The sequence below is a fragment of the Caulobacter sp. 602-2 genome (assembly GCF_011043625.1).
GTDB lineage: Bacteria > Pseudomonadota > Alphaproteobacteria > Caulobacterales > Caulobacteraceae > Caulobacter.
This window is the reverse complement of the sequence record NZ_JAAKGT010000001.1, coordinates 928,919-948,999: the sequence shown is the minus strand read 5'-3', so window position 1 is coordinate 948,999 and position 20,081 is coordinate 928,919. Positions and strand designations below refer to the sequence as shown.

16 protein-coding genes are annotated in these 20,081 nt (G+C 70.9%); 15 read left to right on the top strand and 1 reads right to left on the bottom strand.

What is annotated here, in order from left to right; genetic code table 11:
• Positions 1 to 27: 27 nt before the first annotated feature.
• Together ilvD and G5B46_RS04295 are read left to right on the top strand one after the other, a co-directional pair.
• Positions 28 to 1,884 carry a dihydroxy-acid dehydratase gene (ilvD, locus tag G5B46_RS04300; RefSeq protein WP_165256360.1) on the top strand — a complete coding sequence of 619 codons (1,857 nt, stop codon included), beginning with the start codon at positions 28 to 30 and terminating at the stop codon, positions 1,882 to 1,884.
• Between the two features lie 148 nt (positions 1,885 to 2,032).
• Positions 2,033 to 3,349, top strand: a complete 1,317-nt coding sequence (locus tag G5B46_RS04295; RefSeq protein WP_165256358.1) for a PLP-dependent transferase — start codon at positions 2,033 to 2,035, stop codon at positions 3,347 to 3,349.
• A gap of 122 nt (positions 3,350 to 3,471) precedes the next feature.
• Here G5B46_RS04295 and G5B46_RS04290 read toward each other — a convergent pair whose 3' ends face one another.
• Positions 3,472 to 4,683, bottom strand: a complete 1,212-nt coding sequence (locus tag G5B46_RS04290; RefSeq protein WP_165256356.1) for a dipeptidase — start codon at positions 4,681 to 4,683, stop codon at positions 3,472 to 3,474.
• 214 nt (positions 4,684 to 4,897) lie between these two features.
• Here G5B46_RS04290 and G5B46_RS04285 point away from each other — a divergent pair, with 214 nt between their 5' ends.
• From G5B46_RS04285 to G5B46_RS04225, 13 genes are all read left to right on the top strand, one after another.
• Positions 4,898 to 5,809, top strand: coding sequence for an aldo/keto reductase (locus G5B46_RS04285; RefSeq protein WP_205691444.1), 912 nt, complete (start codon positions 4,898 to 4,900; stop codon positions 5,807 to 5,809).
• 259 nt (positions 5,810 to 6,068) lie between these two features.
• Positions 6,069 to 6,614 (top strand): RNA polymerase sigma factor, encoded by a 546-nt coding sequence (locus G5B46_RS04280; protein WP_165256354.1) that lies wholly within the window; start codon positions 6,069 to 6,071, stop codon positions 6,612 to 6,614.
• Between the two features lie 58 nt (positions 6,615 to 6,672).
• Positions 6,673 to 7,644 carry a FecR domain-containing protein gene (locus G5B46_RS04275; protein ID WP_165256352.1) on the top strand — a complete coding sequence of 324 codons (972 nt, stop codon included), beginning with the start codon at positions 6,673 to 6,675 and terminating at the stop codon, positions 7,642 to 7,644.
• Positions 7,645 to 7,783: 139 nt separating this feature from the next.
• Positions 7,784 to 10,759, top strand: a complete 2,976-nt coding sequence (locus G5B46_RS04270) for a TonB-dependent receptor (RefSeq protein ID WP_165256350.1) — start codon at positions 7,784 to 7,786, stop codon at positions 10,757 to 10,759.
• Between the two features lie 112 nt (positions 10,760 to 10,871).
• The gene (locus G5B46_RS04265; RefSeq protein WP_165256348.1) at positions 10,872 to 11,636 is read left to right on the top strand and encodes a Slam-dependent surface lipoprotein; all 765 of its coding nucleotides are present in this window, start codon (positions 10,872 to 10,874) and stop codon (positions 11,634 to 11,636) included.
• 46 nt (positions 11,637 to 11,682) lie between these two features.
• The gene (locus G5B46_RS04260; protein ID WP_165256346.1) at positions 11,683 to 13,179 is read left to right on the top strand and encodes a surface lipoprotein assembly modifier; all 1,497 of its coding nucleotides are present in this window, start codon (positions 11,683 to 11,685) and stop codon (positions 13,177 to 13,179) included.
• Positions 13,179 to 13,955 (top strand): energy transducer TonB, encoded by a 777-nt coding sequence (locus tag G5B46_RS04255; protein WP_165256344.1) that lies wholly within the window; start codon positions 13,179 to 13,181, stop codon positions 13,953 to 13,955. The genes G5B46_RS04260 and G5B46_RS04255 overlap by 1 nt, the downstream gene beginning before the upstream one ends.
• A 135-nt stretch (positions 13,956 to 14,090) precedes the next feature.
• Positions 14,091 to 14,717 carry a DUF4129 domain-containing protein gene (locus G5B46_RS04250; RefSeq protein ID WP_165256342.1) on the top strand — a complete coding sequence of 209 codons (627 nt, stop codon included), beginning with the start codon at positions 14,091 to 14,093 and terminating at the stop codon, positions 14,715 to 14,717.
• A complete protein-coding gene (locus G5B46_RS04245) occupies positions 14,714 to 15,937 on the top strand; it encodes a hypothetical protein (RefSeq protein ID WP_165256340.1) in 1,224 nt (407 codons plus the stop codon). The genes G5B46_RS04250 and G5B46_RS04245 overlap by 4 nt, the downstream gene beginning before the upstream one ends.
• The gene (locus tag G5B46_RS04240) at positions 15,924 to 16,880 is read left to right on the top strand and encodes a MoxR family ATPase (protein ID WP_165256338.1); all 957 of its coding nucleotides are present in this window, start codon (positions 15,924 to 15,926) and stop codon (positions 16,878 to 16,880) included. The genes G5B46_RS04245 and G5B46_RS04240 overlap by 14 nt, the downstream gene beginning before the upstream one ends.
• Positions 16,877 to 18,190 (top strand): DUF58 domain-containing protein, encoded by a 1,314-nt coding sequence (locus G5B46_RS04235; protein ID WP_165256336.1) that lies wholly within the window; start codon positions 16,877 to 16,879, stop codon positions 18,188 to 18,190. Before G5B46_RS04240 ends, G5B46_RS04235 begins: the two co-directional genes overlap by 4 nt.
• Complete coding sequence (locus G5B46_RS04230; protein WP_165256334.1) at positions 18,187 to 19,194, top strand: stage II sporulation protein M; 1,008 nt, start codon at positions 18,187 to 18,189, stop codon at positions 19,192 to 19,194. Before G5B46_RS04235 ends, G5B46_RS04230 begins: the two co-directional genes overlap by 4 nt.
• Positions 19,191 to 20,075 carry an RDD family protein gene (locus tag G5B46_RS04225; protein WP_165256332.1) on the top strand — a complete coding sequence of 295 codons (885 nt, stop codon included), beginning with the start codon at positions 19,191 to 19,193 and terminating at the stop codon, positions 20,073 to 20,075. The genes G5B46_RS04230 and G5B46_RS04225 overlap by 4 nt, the downstream gene beginning before the upstream one ends.
• Positions 20,076 to 20,081 lie beyond the last annotated feature (6 nt).

Sequence of the window (20,081 nt, the reverse complement as noted above, 5' to 3'; positions counted from 1 at the left end):
CCCCACAGCCGACACTGAGATTTTCCCATGCCTCCCTATCGCTCACGCACCTCCACCCACGGCCGCAACATGGCCGGCGCCCGCGGCCTGTGGCGCGCCACCGGCATGAAGGACAGCGACTTCGGCAAGCCGATCATCGCCGTGGCCAACAGCTTCACCCAGTTCGTCCCGGGTCACGTGCACCTGAAGGACCTGGGCCAGCTGGTCGCCCGCGAGATCGAGGCGGCCGGCGGCGTGGCCAAGGAGTTCAACACCATCGCCGTCGACGACGGCATCGCCATGGGCCACGGCGGCATGCTGTACTCGCTGCCCAGCCGCGAGCTGATCGCCGACGCGGTCGAGTACATGGTCAACGCCCACTGCGCCGACGCCATCGTCTGCATCTCCAACTGCGACAAGATCACGCCCGGGATGTTGATGGCCGCCATGCGCCTCAACATCCCGGTGGTCTTCGTCTCGGGCGGTCCGATGGAGGCCGGCAAGGTGCAGATCAAGGGCGCGATCCGCTCGCTGGACCTGGTCGACGCCATGGTCGTGGCCGCCGACGACAAGTACACCGACGAGGAAGTCGAGGCGATCGAGAAGGCCGCGTGCCCGACCTGCGGCTCGTGCTCGGGCATGTTCACCGCCAACTCGATGAACTGCCTGACCGAGGCGCTGGGCCTGTCGCTGCCCGGCAACGGCTCGGTCCTGGCCACCCACGCCGACCGCGAGGCCCTGTTCAAGGAGGCCGGCCGCCTGATCGTCGACCTGTGCCAGCGCTGGTACGAGCAGGAGGACGTCACGGCCTTGCCGCGCGGCATCGCCACGCGCGAAGCGTTCGAGAACGCCATGAGCCTGGACATCGCCATGGGCGGCTCGACCAACACCGTGCTGCACCTGCTGGCCGCCGCCAGCGAGGGCGGGGTCGAGTTCTCGATGGCCGACATCGACCGGCTGTCGCGTCGCGTGCCGTGCCTGTCGAAGGTCGCGCCCGCCAAGTCCGACGTGCACATGGAAGACGTCCACCGCGCCGGCGGCGTGCCCGCCATCCTGGGCGAGCTGGAGAAGGGCGGCCTGATCGACGCCAGCCAGCCGACCGTCCACGCCGCGACCATGGCCGAGTCCCTGGCCCGCTGGGACATCGGCCGCACCAACAGCGGCACGGCCCAGGAGTTCTTCCGCGCCGCCCCGGGCGGCAAGCCGACCCAGGTCGCCTTCAGCCAGGCGGCCCGCTGGGAGGAGCTGGATCTGGATCGCGAGAAGGGCGTCATCCGCTCGGTCGAGCACCCGTTCTCGAGGGATGGCGGTCTGGCCGTGCTGTTCGGCAACCTGGCGCCGGAAGGCTGCATCGTGAAGACGGCCGGGGTCGACGAGTCGATCCTGACCTTCCGCGGCACCGCTCGGGTGTTCGAGAGCCAGGAAGACGCCGTCAGCGGCATCCTGGGCGGCAAGGTCGTGGCCGGCGAGGTCGTGGTCATCCGCTATGAAGGCCCCAAGGGCGGCCCGGGCATGCAGGAGATGCTGTACCCGACCACCTACCTGAAATCGAAGGGTCTGGGCGCGGCCTGCGCCCTGATCACCGACGGCCGCTTCTCGGGCGGCACCTCGGGCCTGTCGATCGGCCACGTTTCGCCCGAAGCCGGCGAGGGCGGCCTGATCGCCCTGGTCGAGACCGGCGACAGCATCCTGATCGACATCCCTAACCGCGGCATCCAGCTGGAAGTCTCCGACGCGGAGCTTGCGCAGCGCCATGCCGCCCAGCTGGCCCGCGGCAAGGACGCCTGGAAGCCCAAGGACCGCAAGCGCGAGGTCTCGCCGGCCCTGCGCGCCTACGCGGCCATGACCACCAACGCCGCTCGCGGCGCGGTGCGCGACGTCAGCCAGGTCGAGCGCCAGAACTGACGTGAGATCGCGGCCGGGCTTGCTGGAGCTCGGCCGCGCAATCCTGGGGTGAGTTTTTCTGCCCGCACGGCGAGAATATCGGTCGTGCGGAGGAGGACGGGACGGGTCAGGTTTTCGACATCGACGTAAAAAGCTTCAGGAGAAGCCGATGTCCGACCGCAAGCTCCACCCCGAAACCCTGGCCCTGCACGCGGGCTGGCGGGCCGATCCGACCACGGGCGCCGTGGCCCCGCCGATCTACCAGACCACGTCCTACCAGTTCCAAAGCGCCGAGCACGCGGCCGACCTCTTCGCCCTGCGCCAGCTGGGCAACATCTACACCCGCATCGGCAACCCCACGATCGACATCCTGGAGCAGCGCCTGGCCGCGCTGGAGGGCGGAGCGGCGGCCCTGGCGGTGGCCTCGGGGCAGGCGGCCTCGGCCTTCGCCATCCAGAACCTGGCCAGGGCCGGCGACAACATCGTCAGCTCCACCGACCTCTATGGCGGCACCTGGAACCTGTTCGCCAACACGCTGCGCGACCAGGGGATCGAGGTCCGCTTCGTCGATCCGGAAGACCCCCAGGCCTTCGCCCGCGCCACCGACGAGCGCACGCGCGCCTACTACGCCGAGACCCTGCCCAATCCGAAGCTGACGGTCTTTCCGATCGCCGAGGTCGCCGCCATCGGCCGCGCCCATGGGATCCCGCTGATCGTCGACAACACCGCCGCCCCCTTGCTGGCGCGGCCGCTGGAGCACGGCGCGGCGATCGTCGTCTATTCGACCACCAAGTATATCGGCGGCCACGGCACCTCGATCGGCGGCGTCATCATCGACGGCGGCAATTTCGACTGGGAGGCCCATCCCGAGCGCCAGCCGCTGCTCAACACGCCCGACCCCAGCTATCACGGCGCGGTCTGGGCGCAGGCGGCCAAGCCGCTGGGGCCGATCGCCTACATCCTGCGGGCCCGCACCGTGCTGCTGCGCGACCTGGGCGCGGCGCTGTCGCCGTTCAACGCCTTCCAGATCCTGCAGGGGCTGGAGACGCTGCCGCTGCGCATCGCCCGCCATTCGCAGAACGCGCAAGGCGTGGTCGACTTCCTGGCCAAGCGCCCGGAGGTGATCCAGGTGATCTATCCCACCGCCCAGGACGGTCTGCGCCGCGAGCGGGCCGACCGCTACCTGTCGGGCGGCTACGGCGGTCTGGTCGGCTTCGAACTGGCGGGAGGGCGCGAGAGCGGCAAGCGGTTCATCGACGCGCTCAAGCTGTTCTACCATGTGGCCAATATCGGCGACGCCCGCAGCCTGGCCATCCATCCGGCCTCGACCACCCACTCCCAGCTCAGCGCCGAAGACCAGGCAGCGACCGGCGTCTCCGAAGGCTATGTGCGCCTGTCGATCGGCCTGGAGCACATCGACGACATCCTGGCCGACCTCGACCAGGCCCTGGCCGCCTCGGCTGGTCTGCGCGTCGCAGCCGAGTGACGAAAAATACCGCCAGATCAGCGATCTGGCGGTCTTTCTTCATTCATTTTTTGAGCACTGCTTACCCGTAATCTGTCATCCCGGCGCTCCGCTTCGCTACGGCCGGTATGACAGTCAGGAGGCTATCGCTTGGCTTTCTGCTCCACGGCCCGGAAGACGCGCAGGTAGTTGCCGCCCCACAGCTTGCCGATGTCGGCTTCGGAATAGCCGCGCGCCACCAGTTCGGCCGTGACGTTGCCGGCCTCGCCCTCGTTGGCCCAGCCGATCACCCCGCCGCCGTGGTTGAAGTCCGACGACAGTCCCACGTGATCGACCCCCACGCGTTTGACCGCGTAATCGACGGAGTCGACCAGGTCCTTGACCGTCGCCTTGGGCAGAAGGTCGGTGACGGCGTGGCTGTAGTCCCTGCGCTTGTCGGGCGACAGCGCCTCGGTCCCGTCGGCCGCGCGGGTAAAGGCGGCCGGCAGGCCGTACTGGGCGCGCAGCGCCGCCACCTTCGGGCGAAGTTCGGGCGTCAGCGCCACCAGATAGGGCCCGAAGGCCACGACCTGAACGACCCCGCCCTTGGCGGCGATGGCGTCAAGTTCGGCGTCCGACAGGTTGCGCGGGTTGTCGACGACGCCTTGCACGCCCGAATGGCTGGCCACCACCGGCGCGCGGCTGATCGCCAGCACCTGCTTCACCCCATCGGGCGTCAGCTGCGAGACGTCGATGATCACGCCCAGGTCGTTGAGCCGACCCACCGCCTGCTTGCCCAGGGGCGACAGGCCGCCCCATTCGACCTTGGTCCCGCCGCTGGGGCGCGAGGAGTCGGCGAAGGCGTTGTTGCCGGCGTGTACGAAGCCGAAGCTGCGCACGCCCCCGGCGTAGTAGGCGTCGATCGGCGCCAGGTCGTCGCCGAACGGATAGGCGTTGAGGAAGCCGACCACGATCGCCCGCTTGCCGGCCTTGGCGGCGGCTTCGACGTCGTCGGCCTTCAGGGCCAGCACGGCGCGGTCGGGGTGGCGCTCGGCGACGCCGCGGATGGCGGCCAGCTTGGCGTCGGCCTCCTTGCGGGCCTGGGCGTAACCCGCCGGCGTGCGGGGGCCCTGGGCGACGAAGACCGCCAGCACGGCCGCGTCGACCCCGCCGCGCTCCAGCTTGGGCAGGTCGACCTGGCCGTCGCCGTCGACGGCGGCCTCGTGCGCGCCGACGCCCAGGTCGGCCGGCACGTCGACGTGGCTGTCGAGCACCAGGGTGCGGGCATGGACGGCGGCGGCGTCGAGATCGGCGGCCGCGGCGGCGCTGGCCAGCGCCAGGGCGGCGGCCGTGGCCAGGAGGATGGGGCGAAGCATGGCGTCGACTTTCTTGTCGTTGATCGGGGAGGGCGGCCTCGCCGCGCGCCGGGCCCCTTGGCGCGTTCGTGAAGGCGGACTGACGCTAGCCGCCGCCGGGCCGCGCCGACCAACGCGGTGTTCTCATGCTCGATATTGCCGCCGGTAAAGCTTGCGCTCGGCCCCGCTCGCCGGTCATCTCGGCGTCCTTTTCGAACCGAGAGTGCGCTTCCCCATGCTCGACGACCGCAAGCCCCACGAAAACCGTCCGCTCGGCAAGAGCGGCCTTTCCGTGTCGCCGCTGGCCTGGGGCATGTGGCGCTTCAAGGGCGAATCCGTCGCCGACGCCCGCCATCTGGTCGAGACCGCGCTGGAAAGCGGGATCACCCTGCTCGACACCGCCGACATCTACGGCGCCGACACGCCCTACGGTTTCGGTTCGGCCGAGGTGCTGCTGGGCAAGGTGCTGCACGACGCCCCGCACCTGCGCGAGAAGTTCGTGCTGGCCTCCAAGGGCGGCATCATCCTGGGCGTGCCCTACAACTCCAGCGCCGACTATCTGGTGTCGGCCTGCGAAGCCTCGCTGCAGCGCCTGGGCGTCGAGAAGATCGATCTCTACCAGGTCCACCGTCCCGACGTTCTGGCCCATCCGGCCGAGGTGGCCGCTGCGCTGGTCAAGCTGCGCGAGCAGGGCAAGATCGACGCCGTGGGCGTCTCCAACTACCTGCCCAGCCAGGTCGCCGCTCTGCAGGCGCACCTGCCGTTCCCGCTGGCCAGCATCCAGCCGGAGTTCTCGCCCCTGGCCATCGAGCCGCTGTCGGACGGCGTGCTCGACCAGGCGCTGGAGCGCGACATGGCCGTGCTGGCCTGGTCGCCCCTGGGCGGCGGGCGCCTGACGGGCGAGGGGATCGACGATCGCGGCCGGGCGGTGATCGACGCTCTGGACGCCGTGGCCCGGCCTCAGCACGTCGACCGCGCCGCCGTCGCCCTGGCCTGGATCATGGCCCACCCGTCGCGGCCGATCCCGATCGTCGGCTCCCAGACCCCCGAGCGGATCAAGGCCGCCGCCGACGCCCTGCACGTCCACATGACCAGGGCCCAGTGGTACGCGATCCTGACCGCCAGCCGGGGCGTTCCGCTGCCCTAGGTCGGGACTGGGCGTCATTTGTTTGGGCCGATCTTCCCCGAGTATCCCGCGAAGGCGGGGATCCAAGCCGAGATCGCGGACGATCCGCGGCTGAGCCACATTCCGGAAATCAGCTTGGGCCCCGCCTTCGCGGGGGATGAGCGGACTTGGGAGGGCGGCTAATCTTGGCTGTCTCGAAAGCGGTCGCCTTTGACGGGGGGCGGCGAGATCGCTAGATCATGGCGCGGTAATGAGAATCGTTCTCATTCGGGGTGGCGTGATGCGATCTGGCCAGAGGGGAACGGCTTCCGACCTGACCGGCCTGCTGGAGGCCCACTATGAGGACCTCCGCCGCTTCGCCGCTCGCAAGGCCCGCTCGGCCAGCCTCGCCGACGACGTCATGCAGGACGCCTGGCTGAAGCTGTCGGACCTGACCCGCGCGCCGGGCTTCGACGGTTCGGCGGTGCGCAACCCCTTGAGCTACCTGCGGCGGATCATCGCCAACCTCGTCGTCGACCGCCAGCGCCAGGCGGCCGTCCAGGCCCGGCGGATCGCGCCGGGCGAGCTGCCGCTGGAGGCGGGCAGCGACGCGCCCTCGGCCTTCCAGGTGCTGGCCGGCCGTCAGGAGATCGCCGTCGTCCAGGCCGCCATCGCCGAACTGCCCGACAAGTGCCGCCAGGTGATCCTGCTCTATCGCGGCCACGACCTGACCATGCAGCAGGTCGCCGACCGCCTGGGGATCTCGCCGCGCACGGTCGAGAACCATCTGGCGAAAGCCATGGGCCACTGCCGTCGCCGGCTGAAGGAAGCGCGCGGCGATGGATGAGACTAGGGGAAGCGCGGGCGCCGGTTCGTCCTGTCCATCGGGAGGACCAAAAGCCCACATGAGCGACAAGGACAAAACCGGGGGCGGAGACCAAGCGCTGTTCGACGCGGCCGCGCGCCGGGCGCTGCGCCTGCGCGACGGAGCCGACGCGGCCGAGCACGCCGCCTGGCTGGCCGCCGAGCCGCAGCGCGCCGAGGCGATGGCCGAGGCCGACCACATTCTTTCGCTGATCGGCGCGGCTACGGCGCCTCTTGAGGGCGCGCAGTCCCAGCCGCGACGACGGCGGGGGGCCGCCGCCGTCGCCGTTCCGCGTCGCCGGACCTGGAAGATCCCCGCGGCCGTCGCCGCCTGCCTGGTGCTGGCGCTCGGAACGGGCGCCGCGCTCGAGACGCTCGCGCCCGCCGACCCGAACCATCTCGTCGCCGAGGTCGGGCAAGTGCGCCGCCAGGTGCTGGCCGACGGCAGCGTCGTGACCCTCAACACCGGCGCGGTGCTCGACGTCCGCTACGGCCCCGAAGGCCGCCGCGTGCGGCTGGTCAAGGGCGAGGCCTTCTTCGACGTGGCGCATGATCCCTCGCGGCCCTTCGTGGTCGAGAGCCGGGCCGGCAGCGCACGGGTGCTGGGCACGGCCTTCGACGTCCGCCTGCAGGGCGATCGCGCCAAGGTCAGCGTCCTGCGCGGTGCGGTGCGGGTCGAGCCGGCGCGCGGCGGCGGGATGGCGGTGCTGCGGGCCGGGCAGGGGGCCTGGCTCGACGGCGCGGCGCCCAAGGCCCTGGCGCTGGAGGATCCGGCCGCGGTCGACGCCTGGCGGCAGGGACGGCTCGTCGTCTATCATCGCCCGCTGTCGGAAGTGGTCGACGAGATCGGCCGCTACCGCCGCGGCAAGGTGTTCGTGCGCGGGCAGGCCCTGGCCGGCCGGCCGGTCTCGGGGGTTTTCGACGTCGCCCGGCCCGACGCCGCCATCGACGCCCTTGCCGCCTCGCTGGACCTGCGCACCGCGCGCCTGGGCGGTTTCGTCCTGCTCTACTGACCGGCTCGTAACGTCTCCGCAAAAAAATCGCCGAGGTCGCTAGGGGATCTCGCCGTCGGGTTTCGTCTCTCCATCATAAGATGCAATTGAGTGTCGCTCGCAATAAAGAGCGACCCATGAGACGAGACCGACCGCAGACATGACGACGCCCGCTAACCGCCCCGGCCTGCTTCCGCGTATCCGCCGGCTGTCGCTGTGTCTGGCCCTGGCCTCGGCCAGCCCGCTGGCGCTGGGCGCGCTTCCCGCGGCCGCCCAGGAAGCCTCGGCCTACGCCGTCGATATTCCCGCCCAGGCGTTGCCCCAGGCGCTGAGCCAGTTTTCGCTGCAGACCAAGGTCCAGATCGTCTACGCCGTCGAGGCCCCTTACGGGCGCCGCGCGCCCGCCGTGCGCGGCCGCTTCAGCCAGGGCGAGATCCTGTCGCGCCTGCTGGCCGGCAGCGGCGTCACCTGGCGCGAGGTGCGCCCCGGCGTCGTCACCCTGGAGGCCGCGCCCGTCGCCAAAGGCGCGGTGGTCACCGACGTCCTGCGGGTCGAGGGCGCGAGCGGCGGCGATGCGCTGAGCGCCCGCGACGCCCTGGGCTACGACGGCGTCTACGACCTGGACGGCGCGTCCACCTACGCCGGCAAGAGCCAGGTCGAGCGCTACAAGGGCGTCAGCCCGGCCGACGTGCTCAAGGGCATGGTCGGGGTGTTCAGCGGCGACGCCCGCAACAGCGGCGCGCTCGATCCCAGCGTCCGCGGCGTCGAGGGGCCTGGCCGCGTGCCGGTGATCATCGACGGCGGCGAGCAGGCCCTGACCGTCTGGCGCGGCTACAACGGGGCCAACAACAGAAGCTACATCGACCCCAGCCTGGTCGGCGGCGTGCAGGTGCTGAAAGGCCCGTCCCTGACCGCCGGCGTCCATACCTCGGTGGGCGGGGCGGTGGTCATCGACACCCTGGCCCCGCGCGACATCCTGCGCGAGGGCGAGCGCTATGGCGCGGAAGTCCGCATCGAGGGCGGGAACAACTCCACCAAGCCGCGCCTGCCGACCCTGCTGACCGGCCAGGATTATCGCAACGTGCCGGGCTTTCCCGGCTCGACCGGGACCACGGGCTTTCCCAACAGTCCCTACAATGATCCCTACGTGCAGGTGACGCCGCGCACCTCGTCGGACAACGAGACCCTGTCGCTGGGCGATCGCGCCGCGCGCCTGGCCATCGCCGGCCGCAGCGACGACTTCGAATGGCTGGCCGCCTACGCCTGGCGCGAGCGCGGCAACTACTTCGCCGGCGAGAGCGAGGCCGACTACTACCGCCAGACCAACCTGCCCACGCCGTCGGGCCCGCAGGACCTGATCAAGCGGCTGGCCTTCAACTATCAGCCCGGCAACGAGGTCCCCAACACCTCCAGCGAGATGAGCTCCTGGCTGGGCAAGCTGGTCTGGAAGATCAGCGACGCCCAGCAACTGAAGTTCGGCGTGCGCGACACCGTCTCGACCTATGGCGAGGTCATGCCCTCGCGGATCATCTCGGTCGGCAACAACGGCATGGGCAAGGTGCAGTGGCCGCTCAGCGAGGTTCACGCCACCGCCTGGAACGTCGACTACCGCCTCAAGCCCGGCGGCCGCTGGGTGGACCTGAAGACGTCGGTCTGGCTGACCCGCACCAACAGTCACACCTACAGCGCCGGCGGCTTCCCCAACTGGGCCCAGAACGCCGCCAATCCGATCATCAAGAACACCGCGCTCGCCAACGCCAAGAACGACCGCTACGGCCTGTCGGCCAGCAACAAGATGCGGCTTGCGCCGAACCTCGACCTCGTCGTCGCCGGCGACTGGCAGCACGAGAAGCTGACTTCGCCCGACGAGTGGGGCGGCACGTTCGACGGCTGGCGCCAGTACCCCCGGGCCGGCCGGCGCGAGGAGTACAACGTCCACGCCAATCTCGAATGGCGGCCGGTCAGCGAGCTGACCCTCACCGCCGGCGCGCGCTACTCGCACTACTGGGCGTTCGACGACTTCCTGGCCGAGCAGCTGGCCAAGGGCGTGGTGTTCACCAACTACGTCTTCACCGACGGCACGGTGCTCTATCGCACCCTGGTCAACGGCCGCACGGTCAACAATCGCATCGCCTGGGAGCGCGACAGCACCGGCAAGTTCACCCGCGCCACCAATCCTTGCGTCAACGGCTTCCTCAACAGCGTGGCCAACGCCACCGGCTACTGCGTGGCCTCGCTGAACCAGGCGCCGGTCACCGCCGTCAGCCGCACCCAGCGTGGCGACGGCTGGACGCCGGCGGCCTCGGCGACCTTCAACTTCACGCCGAACGCCCGGGCCTATGTGCGCTACGCCGAGGCCTATCGCTTCCCCAGCCTGTTCGAGAGCACGGTCGGCTTTTCGGCCGCCATCGATCCGACCCGGCCGCTGAAGCCCGAGCACGCCCGCACCTGGGAGGTCGCCTACATCCACGACCTGTCGGCGCTGCTGTCGCTGCCCGAGGGCCAGCGGGCCGACTTCAGGCTGACCTGGTTCCGCAACCGTACGACCAACGTCATCGAGCGCGGCACGCAGCTGCAGCTGTCCAACATGGAAAAGCAGATCATCGAGGGGATCGAGCTGCAGGCCCGCTACGACAACGGCCGGCTGTTCGCCGACTTTTCCGCCGCCCACAACTTCAAGAACAAGGTCTGCGACCGCCAGCAGGCGATCCTCAAGCAGCCCAACACCGGCATCGTGCCCGACTGCGTGAACTTCGGCTTCGTCGGCGGCTACCTGCTGACCCAGGCCACGCCCGAGAACTCGGCCAACCTGAACCTCGGCGCCCGCTTCCTGCAGCGCCGGCTCGAGGTGGGCGTGCGCGGCGTCTACTACAGCGGCTACGACAATCCCGAGCTCGACCGCTTCATCGGCGGGGCCACCGCCACCCGCGTCGACGGCTGGGCGCTGAACACGCCCTACCTGTGGGACGACATCGTCACGGTCGACGCCTACGCCAACTTCAAGCTCAACGAGAAGGTGCGGTTCGAGCTGGTCGGAACCAATCTCAACGACCGCTACTACACCGATCCCCTGACCCGCACGGCTCAGCCGGCCCCCGGGCGCACGCTGAAGCTCAGCATGACCGCCCGCTACTGATCCCCCAATTCACGGCTTTCGTCGCGCCGGCGCCCCAACCGGCGCGGCGGCGGCCGCTGGATACCCCGGGCCTCGACCGAGGCTCGGTCAAACAAGCATCGGAGAAGACGAGATGTCCCGTTCGACCTTCAAGACGCTGATCCTGGCCTCCGTCACGGCCGTCGCCCTGGCGGGCGTGGCCCACGCCGGCATCGTCGGCGAGTCCACCGACGAGACCCACCTGAAGGTGGGCGCCAGCGTGATCAACGCGGGTCCGCACACCGCCGGCAAGGCCGGCGTCGCCGTCGCCTCGATCGGTCTGTCGGCCTATGTCGACTTCCAGGGCCTTTCGGCCTCGGCCCCGCCGGTGAACGGCGTCAGCACGATCAACAACCCGTCGACCGCGCCGGGCAGCCACAACGGCATGGGCGTGTTCAACTTCGCCAAGATCAGCACCGGCGACTTCTGGTTCGGCGAATGGTCCGACACCGCCAACGCCAATGACGGCACCCACACCGTCTACTACGTGGGCGACGACACCGGCGCGACCGCCGGCTCGGGCACGGCCAGCTACTCGGTCAAGGGCCTCAGCGACTACGCCACCAACGGCGTGCTGACCGGTACGTTCGACGCCGACTTCGGCGCGGGCACCCTGACCGGCTTCGTGCAGAGCGCCTCGAACGGCTACCAGGTCGACATCGGCTCGGTCGGCATCTCGGGCCTGACGATCGCCAGCACCGTCGACAACGCCACGGCGACGCAGGGGACCACCACCCTGGCCTCGGGCGGCGCGGTCAGCGGCCAGTTCTTCGGCGCCAACGCCGCGGCCCTGGCCGGTCTGGTCACCTTCGGCGGCAACAGCCGCTACGACACCGCCTTCGGCGGCACGAAGAACTGAGGACGCGAGGGGCGGGGACCGGTCGGTCCTCGCCCCAAGCCCCCCGATGCTCAGGTCGTCACGCTTCAAGCCCGCTCCGTTCCGCGTCGCCGCCGGCTGCGCGGCTTTTGTCGTTCTGGCCCTGGCCGGCGCCGCGCACGCCCAGGTCGACGAGGACACGCGCCTGCGCCTCGACCAGGACCTGTCGCGCCGCGCCGCCGGGCGCGAGGCCAGGACGCGGCAGGAGACCGCCCCCGACGTGCTGGTCATCGACGGCCAGGCCTACACGGTGGGACCCGGCGCCGACGACGTGGGCAAGGCGCTGTACCTGTCCCTGGCCCGCCGCCAGTGGGCCGACGCACGTCGCTTCCTGAAGGCCTATCTGGCGCTGCCCGACCAGGATCCGATGCTGGTCCACTACGCCCAGGGGCAGCTGTCGCGGCAGGACGGCGACCTGCGCGGCGCCGAGCGCAGCTTCCGCCAGCTGCTGGCGCTGCAGCCTGACTTCCAGCCTGGCCGCATCGAACTGGCCCGGGTGCTGTTCGAGAACCAGCGCGACCGCGAGGCCGAGGCGACCTTCCGCGCCGTGCTCGCCCAATTGCCGAAGGACGATCCCCGTGCGGCTGGGGTGCGCCGCAGCATTGAGACCTTCCTGGCGGCCCTGAAGCGCCGCCGCGCCTGGACCGGCCAGTTCGCGCTGGGGCCCGGCTGGAGCACCAACGTCAACCAGGCCTCGGGCAGCTATGCCTGCCTGCTGCCCGGACCTGACGGGATCTGCTTCTTCGATCGCAAGACGCCCGATCCGGTCGGCGCGGCGACGGTGAACTTCGAGACGGTCCTGAACCGCCGGCTGCCGTTGCGCGGATCGGGCGGCCTGACCTTCCGGGGCATGGCCTATGGCGAGCTCTATCCCGAGGAGGGGCGCTACAACCAGGCCACCTTCGTCGCCCAGGCCGGGCTCGACTATCGCACGGCCAAGCTGGCCTTCGGCGTCGCGCCGTCGCTCGACGTCGGCACGCTGGGCGCCGAGCGGCTGTACGAGGCCCCCGGCCTGCACGCCGAGGTCAGCCGCGTGGTCGGCGCCTCGACCCTGGTCAAGCTGGAGGGCGACTACAAGACGATGCGCTACCGGCAGGCCTCGTTCGCCTCGCTGGACGGCGGCCAGGCCTCGCTGTTCCTGACCGCCTGGCGCGGCCTTTCCGGCGGCTGGACGGTGTTCGGCGGCATGGACCTGCTCGACAAGGACGCCGACCGCGCGGTCAACGCCTACCGCCAGGCCGGCCTGCGGCTGGGGGCGGCGACGCCGACCGTGAAGGGCTTCAACGGCACGCTGTTCGCCTCGGCCCGGCGCAAGCGCTGGGAGGCCGTCAACGAGACTCTGGAGGCCCGCCGCCGCGACGACGAGCAGAGCTTCACCGCCATCGTCCGCGCCCCGCGCTGGAAGGCGCCCGGCGGCTTCACGCCCAGCCTGACCCTGCAGTACGCCAAGGTCGCCAGCAGCATCGACTGGCTGTTCTCCTACGAGAAGACGGCTGCCAGCCTGAAGCTGGAGCGGGTGTTCTGATGCTGCAGGCGCTGCCCATGACCGTGCTCGAGATCCCCTGCGAGCCGCTCGCCGCCACGGGACGCAAGCGCCGCTGGAGCCTGGCCCTGTCCGGGGCGGTGGTGCTGCACGTGGCTCTGCTGCTGGGCGCCTATCTGCGGCTGGCCAAGCCCGAAATGCCGCCGGCGGCGCCGATCGAGGCCATCGCCGTGGAGTTCGCCGTCGAGCCGGTCGCCCCCGCGCGTCCCAAGGACGAGCGGCCGCCGGGGCCAGAGGCCAAGGCCAGTCCGGCCGCCGTCGCCGCGCCGACGCCGCCGAAGGCGATCGATCGCCCGCCCGATCCACGCGGCGTGCTGCCGCCGCAGCAGCGGTCCGCCGCCCGGGCCGTCGAGGGCGACGCTGCGGCCAGGCCCTCCACGCCCAGCGAGGCGACCGCGCCGCCGGCCGTCGCCGCGCCGCCCGCGCCGGTCGTCGCCGCGCCGCGCACCTCGGCCGCTTCCGCGCGCGACGCGGCGGTCAGCTGGCGGGGGCTTATCCTCGGGCGGCTCAAGGCCTACAGGCGCTATCCCCGTCGCGCGCAGAGCGCCGGGCAGGAGGGCGTCGTCCACGTCGCCTTCACCGTCGACCGCGCCGGCCGGGTGCTGGCCGCCAGGATCGCCAAGGGCTCGGGCTACCCGCTGCTCGACGAGGAGGCGCTGGCCACCGTGCGCCGCGCCTCGCCGATGCCGCCGCCGCCAGAAGACGTGCCGGGCGACCCGGTCGAGGTGCTGGCGCCGATCGAGTTCTTCGTCGGATGAGCTTCGCGGGTCGGCCAAAGCATCGATTGTCACCGGTTACGGCTAGCCAAGCCGGCGCCACGCTGTAGAGTTGAGTCGAGTGTTCGCGGCTGGGCAGGGGCTTGGCGGCGAGGGGCGAATGCGGGTTTCCGGGGCGTGACAGTTTCGAAAGGGGCGTCGGACGACGCGGTCGTCGCGGCGCACGCGCGGCTGGCGCAGGACGCCGGGTTCCAGTTCGACCGGGCGGTGTTCACGCCGCCCAAGGTTCCCGAGTGGCTGCGCTACGTCGGCAAGTTCTTCGAGCTCATCGCGCCTTACCTCAAGTGGGTGTTCTGGGGCGCGCTGGCGCTGCTGGCGGCGCTGATCATCTACGCCATCGTTCGCGAGCTCCTGCGCATCTGGGCCCCGGCGCCGCGGGCCATCAAGCCGCTGGTGGTGGCCGAGGCCGGCTGGCGGCCCGACGCCGCCGACGCCCGCGACCTGCTGGCCGCCGCCGACGAGCTGGCCGCCAAGGGCCTGTTCGTCGAAGCCGCCCACCTGATCCTGCTGCGCAGCGTCCAGGACATCGAAAAGCGCCGCCCCCGGGCGGTGAAGATCTCGCTGACGGCGCGCGAGATCGCTCAGCTGCCGGCCATTCCTGAGGGCGCGCGCCCGGCCTTCGTGGGCATTGCCCGCCTGGTCGAGCGCGGCCTGTTCGGCGGCCGCCCGGTCGGCGCGGCCGACTTCGCCGAATGCCGCGCGGCCTACGAGGCCTTCGCCCTGCCCGAAGGCTGGCGCGGATGAGCGCGTCTCAGTCCAAGTCCGCCGGCATGTTCTCGCCGATGACCATGCTGGTGCTGGTTCTCGTCGGCGTTATCTCGTTCACGGGCCTGGCGGTGCTGTCGGCCTACGCGCCCGAACTGCGCAAGGGCGACAACGGCGGCGAGCACGCCCTGTCGCGCTCGTCGGTGGGGTTCGGCGCCGTCTCGCGCCTGCTCAGCCTGATGGGCGAGCCCGTCCTGACCAGCCGTGGCGACCTGCCGGCCTCGGCCGAGGAGGGGCTGCTGGTCCTGACGCCGTCGACGGGCATGTCGCCCGCGCCGCTCGAGCGCAACGACCACATCGGCCCGACGCTGATCGTGCTGCCCAAATGGGTGGTAGGCGGGCATCCCAAGCGTCGGGGTTGGGTGACGATCCTCGGCGACAACGACTTCCGCGAGACCCTGTCGGTCCTGCCCGTGTCGCTGCGCAAGGACCTCAAGCTGAACCAGGGTAAGGGCAAGCGCATGGTGCGCCTGCGCCGGCCCAGCGGCGAGGCCTTCGGCGCGCCGGTGCAGATCGACCAGCCCCGCAGCCTATCGGGGCCGGGCTGGACGCCGGTGCTGGTCGACGAGGGCGGTGCGACCGTACTGGCCATGCATGCCGACAGCTGGACCTACGTGCTGGCCGATCCGGACTACCTGAACACCCAGGGCCTGAAGACCGCCGACGGCGCGCGCACGGCCGTGGCCATGCTGAACCTGATCCGCGACGAAGACTCCCCCGTGGTCTTCGACGTCACCCTGCACGGCTTCAAGCGCACGCGCAGCCTGATGCGCCTGATCCTGGAACCGCCGCTGGTCGGCGCGACCCTGGTGGCCGCGGCCCTGGCCCTGCTGGCCGGCGCCCAGGCCTTCGCGCGCTTTGGTCCGCCGCTGCGCTCGCGCCGGGCGGTTGCTCTGGGCAAGGCGGCGCTGGCCGACAACACCGCCGGCCTCGTGCGACTTGCCGGTCGCGAGCACCGCATGGCGCGGCTCTACGCCCGCCTGATCCAGGCCTCGGCCGCCCGCGCCATCGGCGCGCCGCGCGGCCTGGACGGCCAGGATCTCGTCGATTTTCTCGATCGCGTCAGCCGCACCGTCGGCGCGACCAACACCTATTCGGCCCTGGCCGATCGGGCGCTGACGGCGACGCCGTCCGACCTGATGGCCGTGGCGCGCGATCTCCATACTTGGAAGCAGGAGCTCATCCGTGGACGTCAGTGAAGTCGGGGCGCTCGCCGCGCGGATCCGCTCGGAGATCGGCAAGGCCGTCGTGGGCCAGGACGACGCCGTCAACCTGCTGCTGACGGCGCTGTTCGCCGGCGGCCACGTGCTGCTGGAAGGCCCGCCCGGCACCGCCAAGACCCTGCTGGCCCAGAGCTTCGCCCGCACCGTTGCGCTCGACTACGGCCGCATCCAGTTCACGCCCGACCTGATGCCCGGCGACGTGATCGGGGCCAACCTGTTCAACTTCCAGACCTCGACCTTCAGCCTGACGCGCGGTCCGGTGTTCTGCGAGCTGCTGCTGGCCGACGAGATCAACCGCACGCCGCCCAAGACCCAGGCCGCGCTGCTGGAAGCCATGCAGGAGCGCCACGTCACCATTGACGGCAAGTCGCATCCGCTCAGCCCGCGCTTCACCGTGGTGGCCACCCAGAACCCGATCGAGCAGCAGGGCACCTATCCGCTGCCGGAAGCCCAGCTCGACCGCTTCCTGTTCAAGCACGTGCTCGACTATCCCAGCGCCCAGCAGGAGCGGGCGATCATCGTCGGCCACGGCTCGCGCACCGGCCAGATGGATCCTAAGAGCTTCGGCGTCGAGGCCGTGGCCGAGCGCGCCGCCATCGACGCGGCCATCGACACGGTGGCCAAGGTCCGCCTGACCGACGAGGTCGTCGGCTACATCGTCGACCTGGTGCGGGCCACCCGCGAGTCCACCGACATCGAGACCGGCGCCAGCCCGCGCGCCGGCGCCATGCTGGCCGTCGCCTCGCGGGCCCGCGCGGCGCTGGACGGCCGCGACTACGTGATCCCCGACGACGTCAAGTCGCTGGCCGCGCCGGCCCTGCGCCACCGCCTGATCCTCTCGGCCGCCGCCGAGATCGAGGGCCGCAAGGTCGACCACGTGCTTTCGGGCCTGGTCGAGCGGGTGGCGGCCCCCCGGTGATCTATCCCACGCGCCGCGCCGTCGTCGCCCTAGCCGCCGGGGTTCCCGGCGCGCTGGTCGTCGGCGTGCTCGCGCCGGCCGGGTGGCTGGCCGGACCGATCTGGATCGGGGTCATGCTGCTGGCCATGGCCGCCGACGCGCTGTCGGGCGGCTCGCGCTCGCGTCTGGTCCTCGACGAGCCCGAGCGGCCGTTCCTGTCGGTGGCCCGCACGGCGCCCATCGCCTTCGTCACGCGCTTCGGCAAGGGGCCGGTACCAGGCCGCGCCGAGGCCGCCCTCGACGCCGACGAGCGCCTGGGCCTGCAGCCTCGCTTCGCCCGGGCGCAGGTCGAGCAGCGCGCCGCCGTCTTCGACTTCTCCCTGACGCCCGAGCGGCGCGGGGAGGGGCGGCTGCATCGCCTGTGGGTGCGCTGGACCGGGCCGCTGGGCCTTGTCTGGAAGCAGCAGACCTTCACCCTCGAGATCGACGCACCGACGGGAACCGACCTGCAGGGCGTGCGCGAGGAAGCCGTGCGGATGCTGGCCCGCGACGCCATGATCGGCAGCAAGACCCAGGTCGATCGCGGCGAGGGCTCGGAGTTCGAGGCCCTGAAGGAGTTCCAGACCGGCATGGACCCGCGCGCCATCGACTGGAAGCAGTCGGCGCGGCACCTGCACCTGCTGGCCAAGGAGTTCCGCACCGAGCGCAACCACCACGTCGTCCTGGCCATCGACGGCGGCCGGGCCATGTGCGAGCCGGTCGGCGGTGCGCCCAAGGTCGACCGGGCCATCAACGCCGGCCTGCTTCTGGCCTATGCCTGCCTGCGCTCGGGCGACCGGGCGGGTTTTTACGCCTTCGACTCCGCGCCGCGCCTGCTCACCGGCGTGGTCAGCGGCCTGGACGCCTTCCGCCAGTTGCAGCACGCCGCCGGCCGCATCGACTATTCGACCGAGGAGACCAACTACACCCTGGCCCTCAACACGCTGGCGGCCAAGCTGCGCCGGCGCTCGCTGGTGGTGGTGTTCACCGACTTCACCGACCCCACCGCCGCCGAGCTGATGATCGAGGCCTGCACCCACCTGCTGCGGCGCCACCTGGTGCTGTTCGTGGTGATGCAGGACGAGGAGCTGGAGGCCATGACGGCCGCCGAGCCCTTCGAGCCGGCCGACATTTCCCGCGCCGTGGTCTCGGCTGGTCTTCTGCGCGAACGTGAGGCCGTGGTCGCCCGCCTGCGCCGCCTGGGCGCCCACATCGTCGAGGCCCCGGCCGCGCGCATCGGTCCGGCGCTGATCAACGCCTATGTCGACCTCAAGCGGAGGGATCTCCTGTGATCGACGTCAAGGTCGATGGTCGCCTGAAGAGCCAGCGCTTCCGCCAGGAGCGCGAGGCCGACTGGAAGCGCCTGGAACGGCTGATGGAGAAGGTCGAGAAAGGCTCGATGGCCAGCCTTTCCGAAGAGGAGATCCTGGCCGCTCCGGTGCTCTACCGTTCGGCCCTGTCGTCGTTGTCGGTGGCCCGCGCCACCTCGCTCGACCGGGGCATGATCGACTATCTGGAAATGCTCTGCGCCCGGGCCTACTTCTTCGTCTACGGCTCGCGCGAGACCCTTCGCGGCCAGCTGGCGGCGTTCTTCGCCGGCGGGTGGCCGGCGGCCGTGCGGAGCCTGTGGCGCGAGACCCTGGTCAGCGTGGCGCTGCTGGTGATCGGGGCGCTGGTCGGGGCCTGGCTCTTCGGCCAGGACGCCGAGTGGTACTACGCCTTCATGCCCAAGGAGATGACCGGCGGACGTGATCCGGCGGCCACCACCGAGATGCTCCGCTCGACCCTGGACGGCAGCAAGAGCAGCAGCGGCCTGTCGATGTTCGCCACCTTCCTGTTCACCCACAACGCCCAGGTGGCGCTGCTGGCCTTCGCGCTGGGCTTCGCGCTCTGCGTGCCGACCGCCATGCTGGTGATCTACAACGGCGTGATGCTGGGCGTGTTCTTCTCGCTGTTCGCCAGCCGGGGTCTCGGCGTCGAGGCCGGGGGTTGGCTGGCGATCCACGGCGTGACCGAGCTCTTCGCCGTCTGCCTGGCCGGCGCTGCGGGCCTCAAGATCGGCTGGTCGGTGGCCTTCCCGGGCGAGCGCAGCCGCCTGGACGCGGCCGCCGAGGCCGGCCGTCTGGCCGCGACCGTCATGGGCGGGGTCGTGGTCATGCTGTTCTTCGCCGGCCTGCTGGAGGGCTTCGGCCGCCAGCTGATCACCTTCACGCCCGCTCGCTACGGCGTGGCGGCGGCCACCGCTCTGGTCTGGGGCCTCTATTTCTATGGCCCGCGCCGGAGGGCCAAGGCATGAGCGACGCCGCCACGCTGAAGCTGACCCGGCCCTTTGTCACGCCCGAGGGCGTGGACCTGCGGCTGCAGCTGGCCGACGCCAGCCAGCGGGCCGGCGCCTTCCTGCTGGACGCGGCGATCATGTTCGCCGTGCTGACCGTCGCCTCGATCCTGATCGCCATCCTCGGCATCGGAGCCCTGGCCGCGGCAGGCCTGAAGGGCGGCGAGGTGATCGCCGTGCTGTGGCTGCTTGGCTTCTTCCTGCTGCGCAACTTCTACTTCGTCGGCTTCGAGCTCAGCGCCGCGGCCGCCACGCCGGGCAAGCGGGTCATGGGCATTCGCGTCGCGGCGCGCGACGGCGGCCGCCTACGGCCCGGCGCGATCTTCGCCCGCAACGCCATGCGCGAGCTCGAGGTCTTTATCCCGATCAGCATGCTGTTCGCCCCGACCATGGGCGAGGGCGGGATCGAAGGATGGATGTACCTGCTGGGGATCACCTGGGCGGCGGTCTTCGTGCTGTTCCCGCTGTTCAACAAGGACCGCCTGCGGGCCGGCGACCTGATCGGCGGCACCTGGGTCGTCCGCGCGCCCAAGCGCAAGCTGATGCGCGACATGGCCGACGAGGGGGCCGAGCGCCTGCAGCGCTACGCCTTCACCCTGGAGCAGATCGACGCCTACGGCGCCAAAGAGCTGCATGTGCTGGAAGACGTGCTGCGTCAGCGCGACCGCAAGACCATGCGCGCGGTGGCAGACCGCATCGCCGGCAAGGTGGGCTGGACCCGCCTGCCCGAGGAGGACGACTACGACTTCCTCAGCGCCTACTACGCGGCCCTGCGCAGGCGGCTCGAGGCGCGCCTGCTGATGGGCGTGCGTCGGCGCGACAAGCACGACACCGCGCGCTGAGGCGTA

What these genes read in the sequence shown, in the direction of transcription:
- ilvD (WP_165256360.1), top strand. Translation starts at nt 28, where the DNA reads ATGCCTCCCTATCGCTCACGCACCTCCACCCACGGCCGCAACATGGCC.
- G5B46_RS04295 (WP_165256358.1), top strand. Translation starts at nt 2,033, where the DNA reads ATGTCCGACCGCAAGCTCCACCCCGAAACCCTGGCCCTGCACGCGGGC.
- G5B46_RS04290 (WP_165256356.1), bottom strand. Translation starts at nt 4,683, where the DNA reads ATGCTTCGCCCCATCCTCCTGGCCACGGCCGCCGCCCTGGCGCTGGCC.
- G5B46_RS04285 (WP_205691444.1), top strand. Translation starts at nt 4,898, where the DNA reads ATGCTCGACGACCGCAAGCCCCACGAAAACCGTCCGCTCGGCAAGAGC.
- G5B46_RS04280 (WP_165256354.1), top strand. Translation starts at nt 6,069, where the DNA reads ATGCGATCTGGCCAGAGGGGAACGGCTTCCGACCTGACCGGCCTGCTG.
- G5B46_RS04275 (WP_165256352.1), top strand. Translation starts at nt 6,673, where the DNA reads ATGAGCGACAAGGACAAAACCGGGGGCGGAGACCAAGCGCTGTTCGAC.
- G5B46_RS04270 (WP_165256350.1), top strand. Translation starts at nt 7,784, where the DNA reads ATGACGACGCCCGCTAACCGCCCCGGCCTGCTTCCGCGTATCCGCCGG.
- G5B46_RS04265 (WP_165256348.1), top strand. Translation starts at nt 10,872, where the DNA reads ATGTCCCGTTCGACCTTCAAGACGCTGATCCTGGCCTCCGTCACGGCC.
- G5B46_RS04260 (WP_165256346.1), top strand. Translation starts at nt 11,683, where the DNA reads ATGCTCAGGTCGTCACGCTTCAAGCCCGCTCCGTTCCGCGTCGCCGCC.
- G5B46_RS04255 (WP_165256344.1), top strand. Translation starts at nt 13,179, where the DNA reads ATGCTGCAGGCGCTGCCCATGACCGTGCTCGAGATCCCCTGCGAGCCG.
- G5B46_RS04245 (WP_165256340.1), top strand. Translation starts at nt 14,714, where the DNA reads ATGAGCGCGTCTCAGTCCAAGTCCGCCGGCATGTTCTCGCCGATGACC.
- G5B46_RS04225 (WP_165256332.1), top strand. Translation starts at nt 19,191, where the DNA reads ATGAGCGACGCCGCCACGCTGAAGCTGACCCGGCCCTTTGTCACGCCC.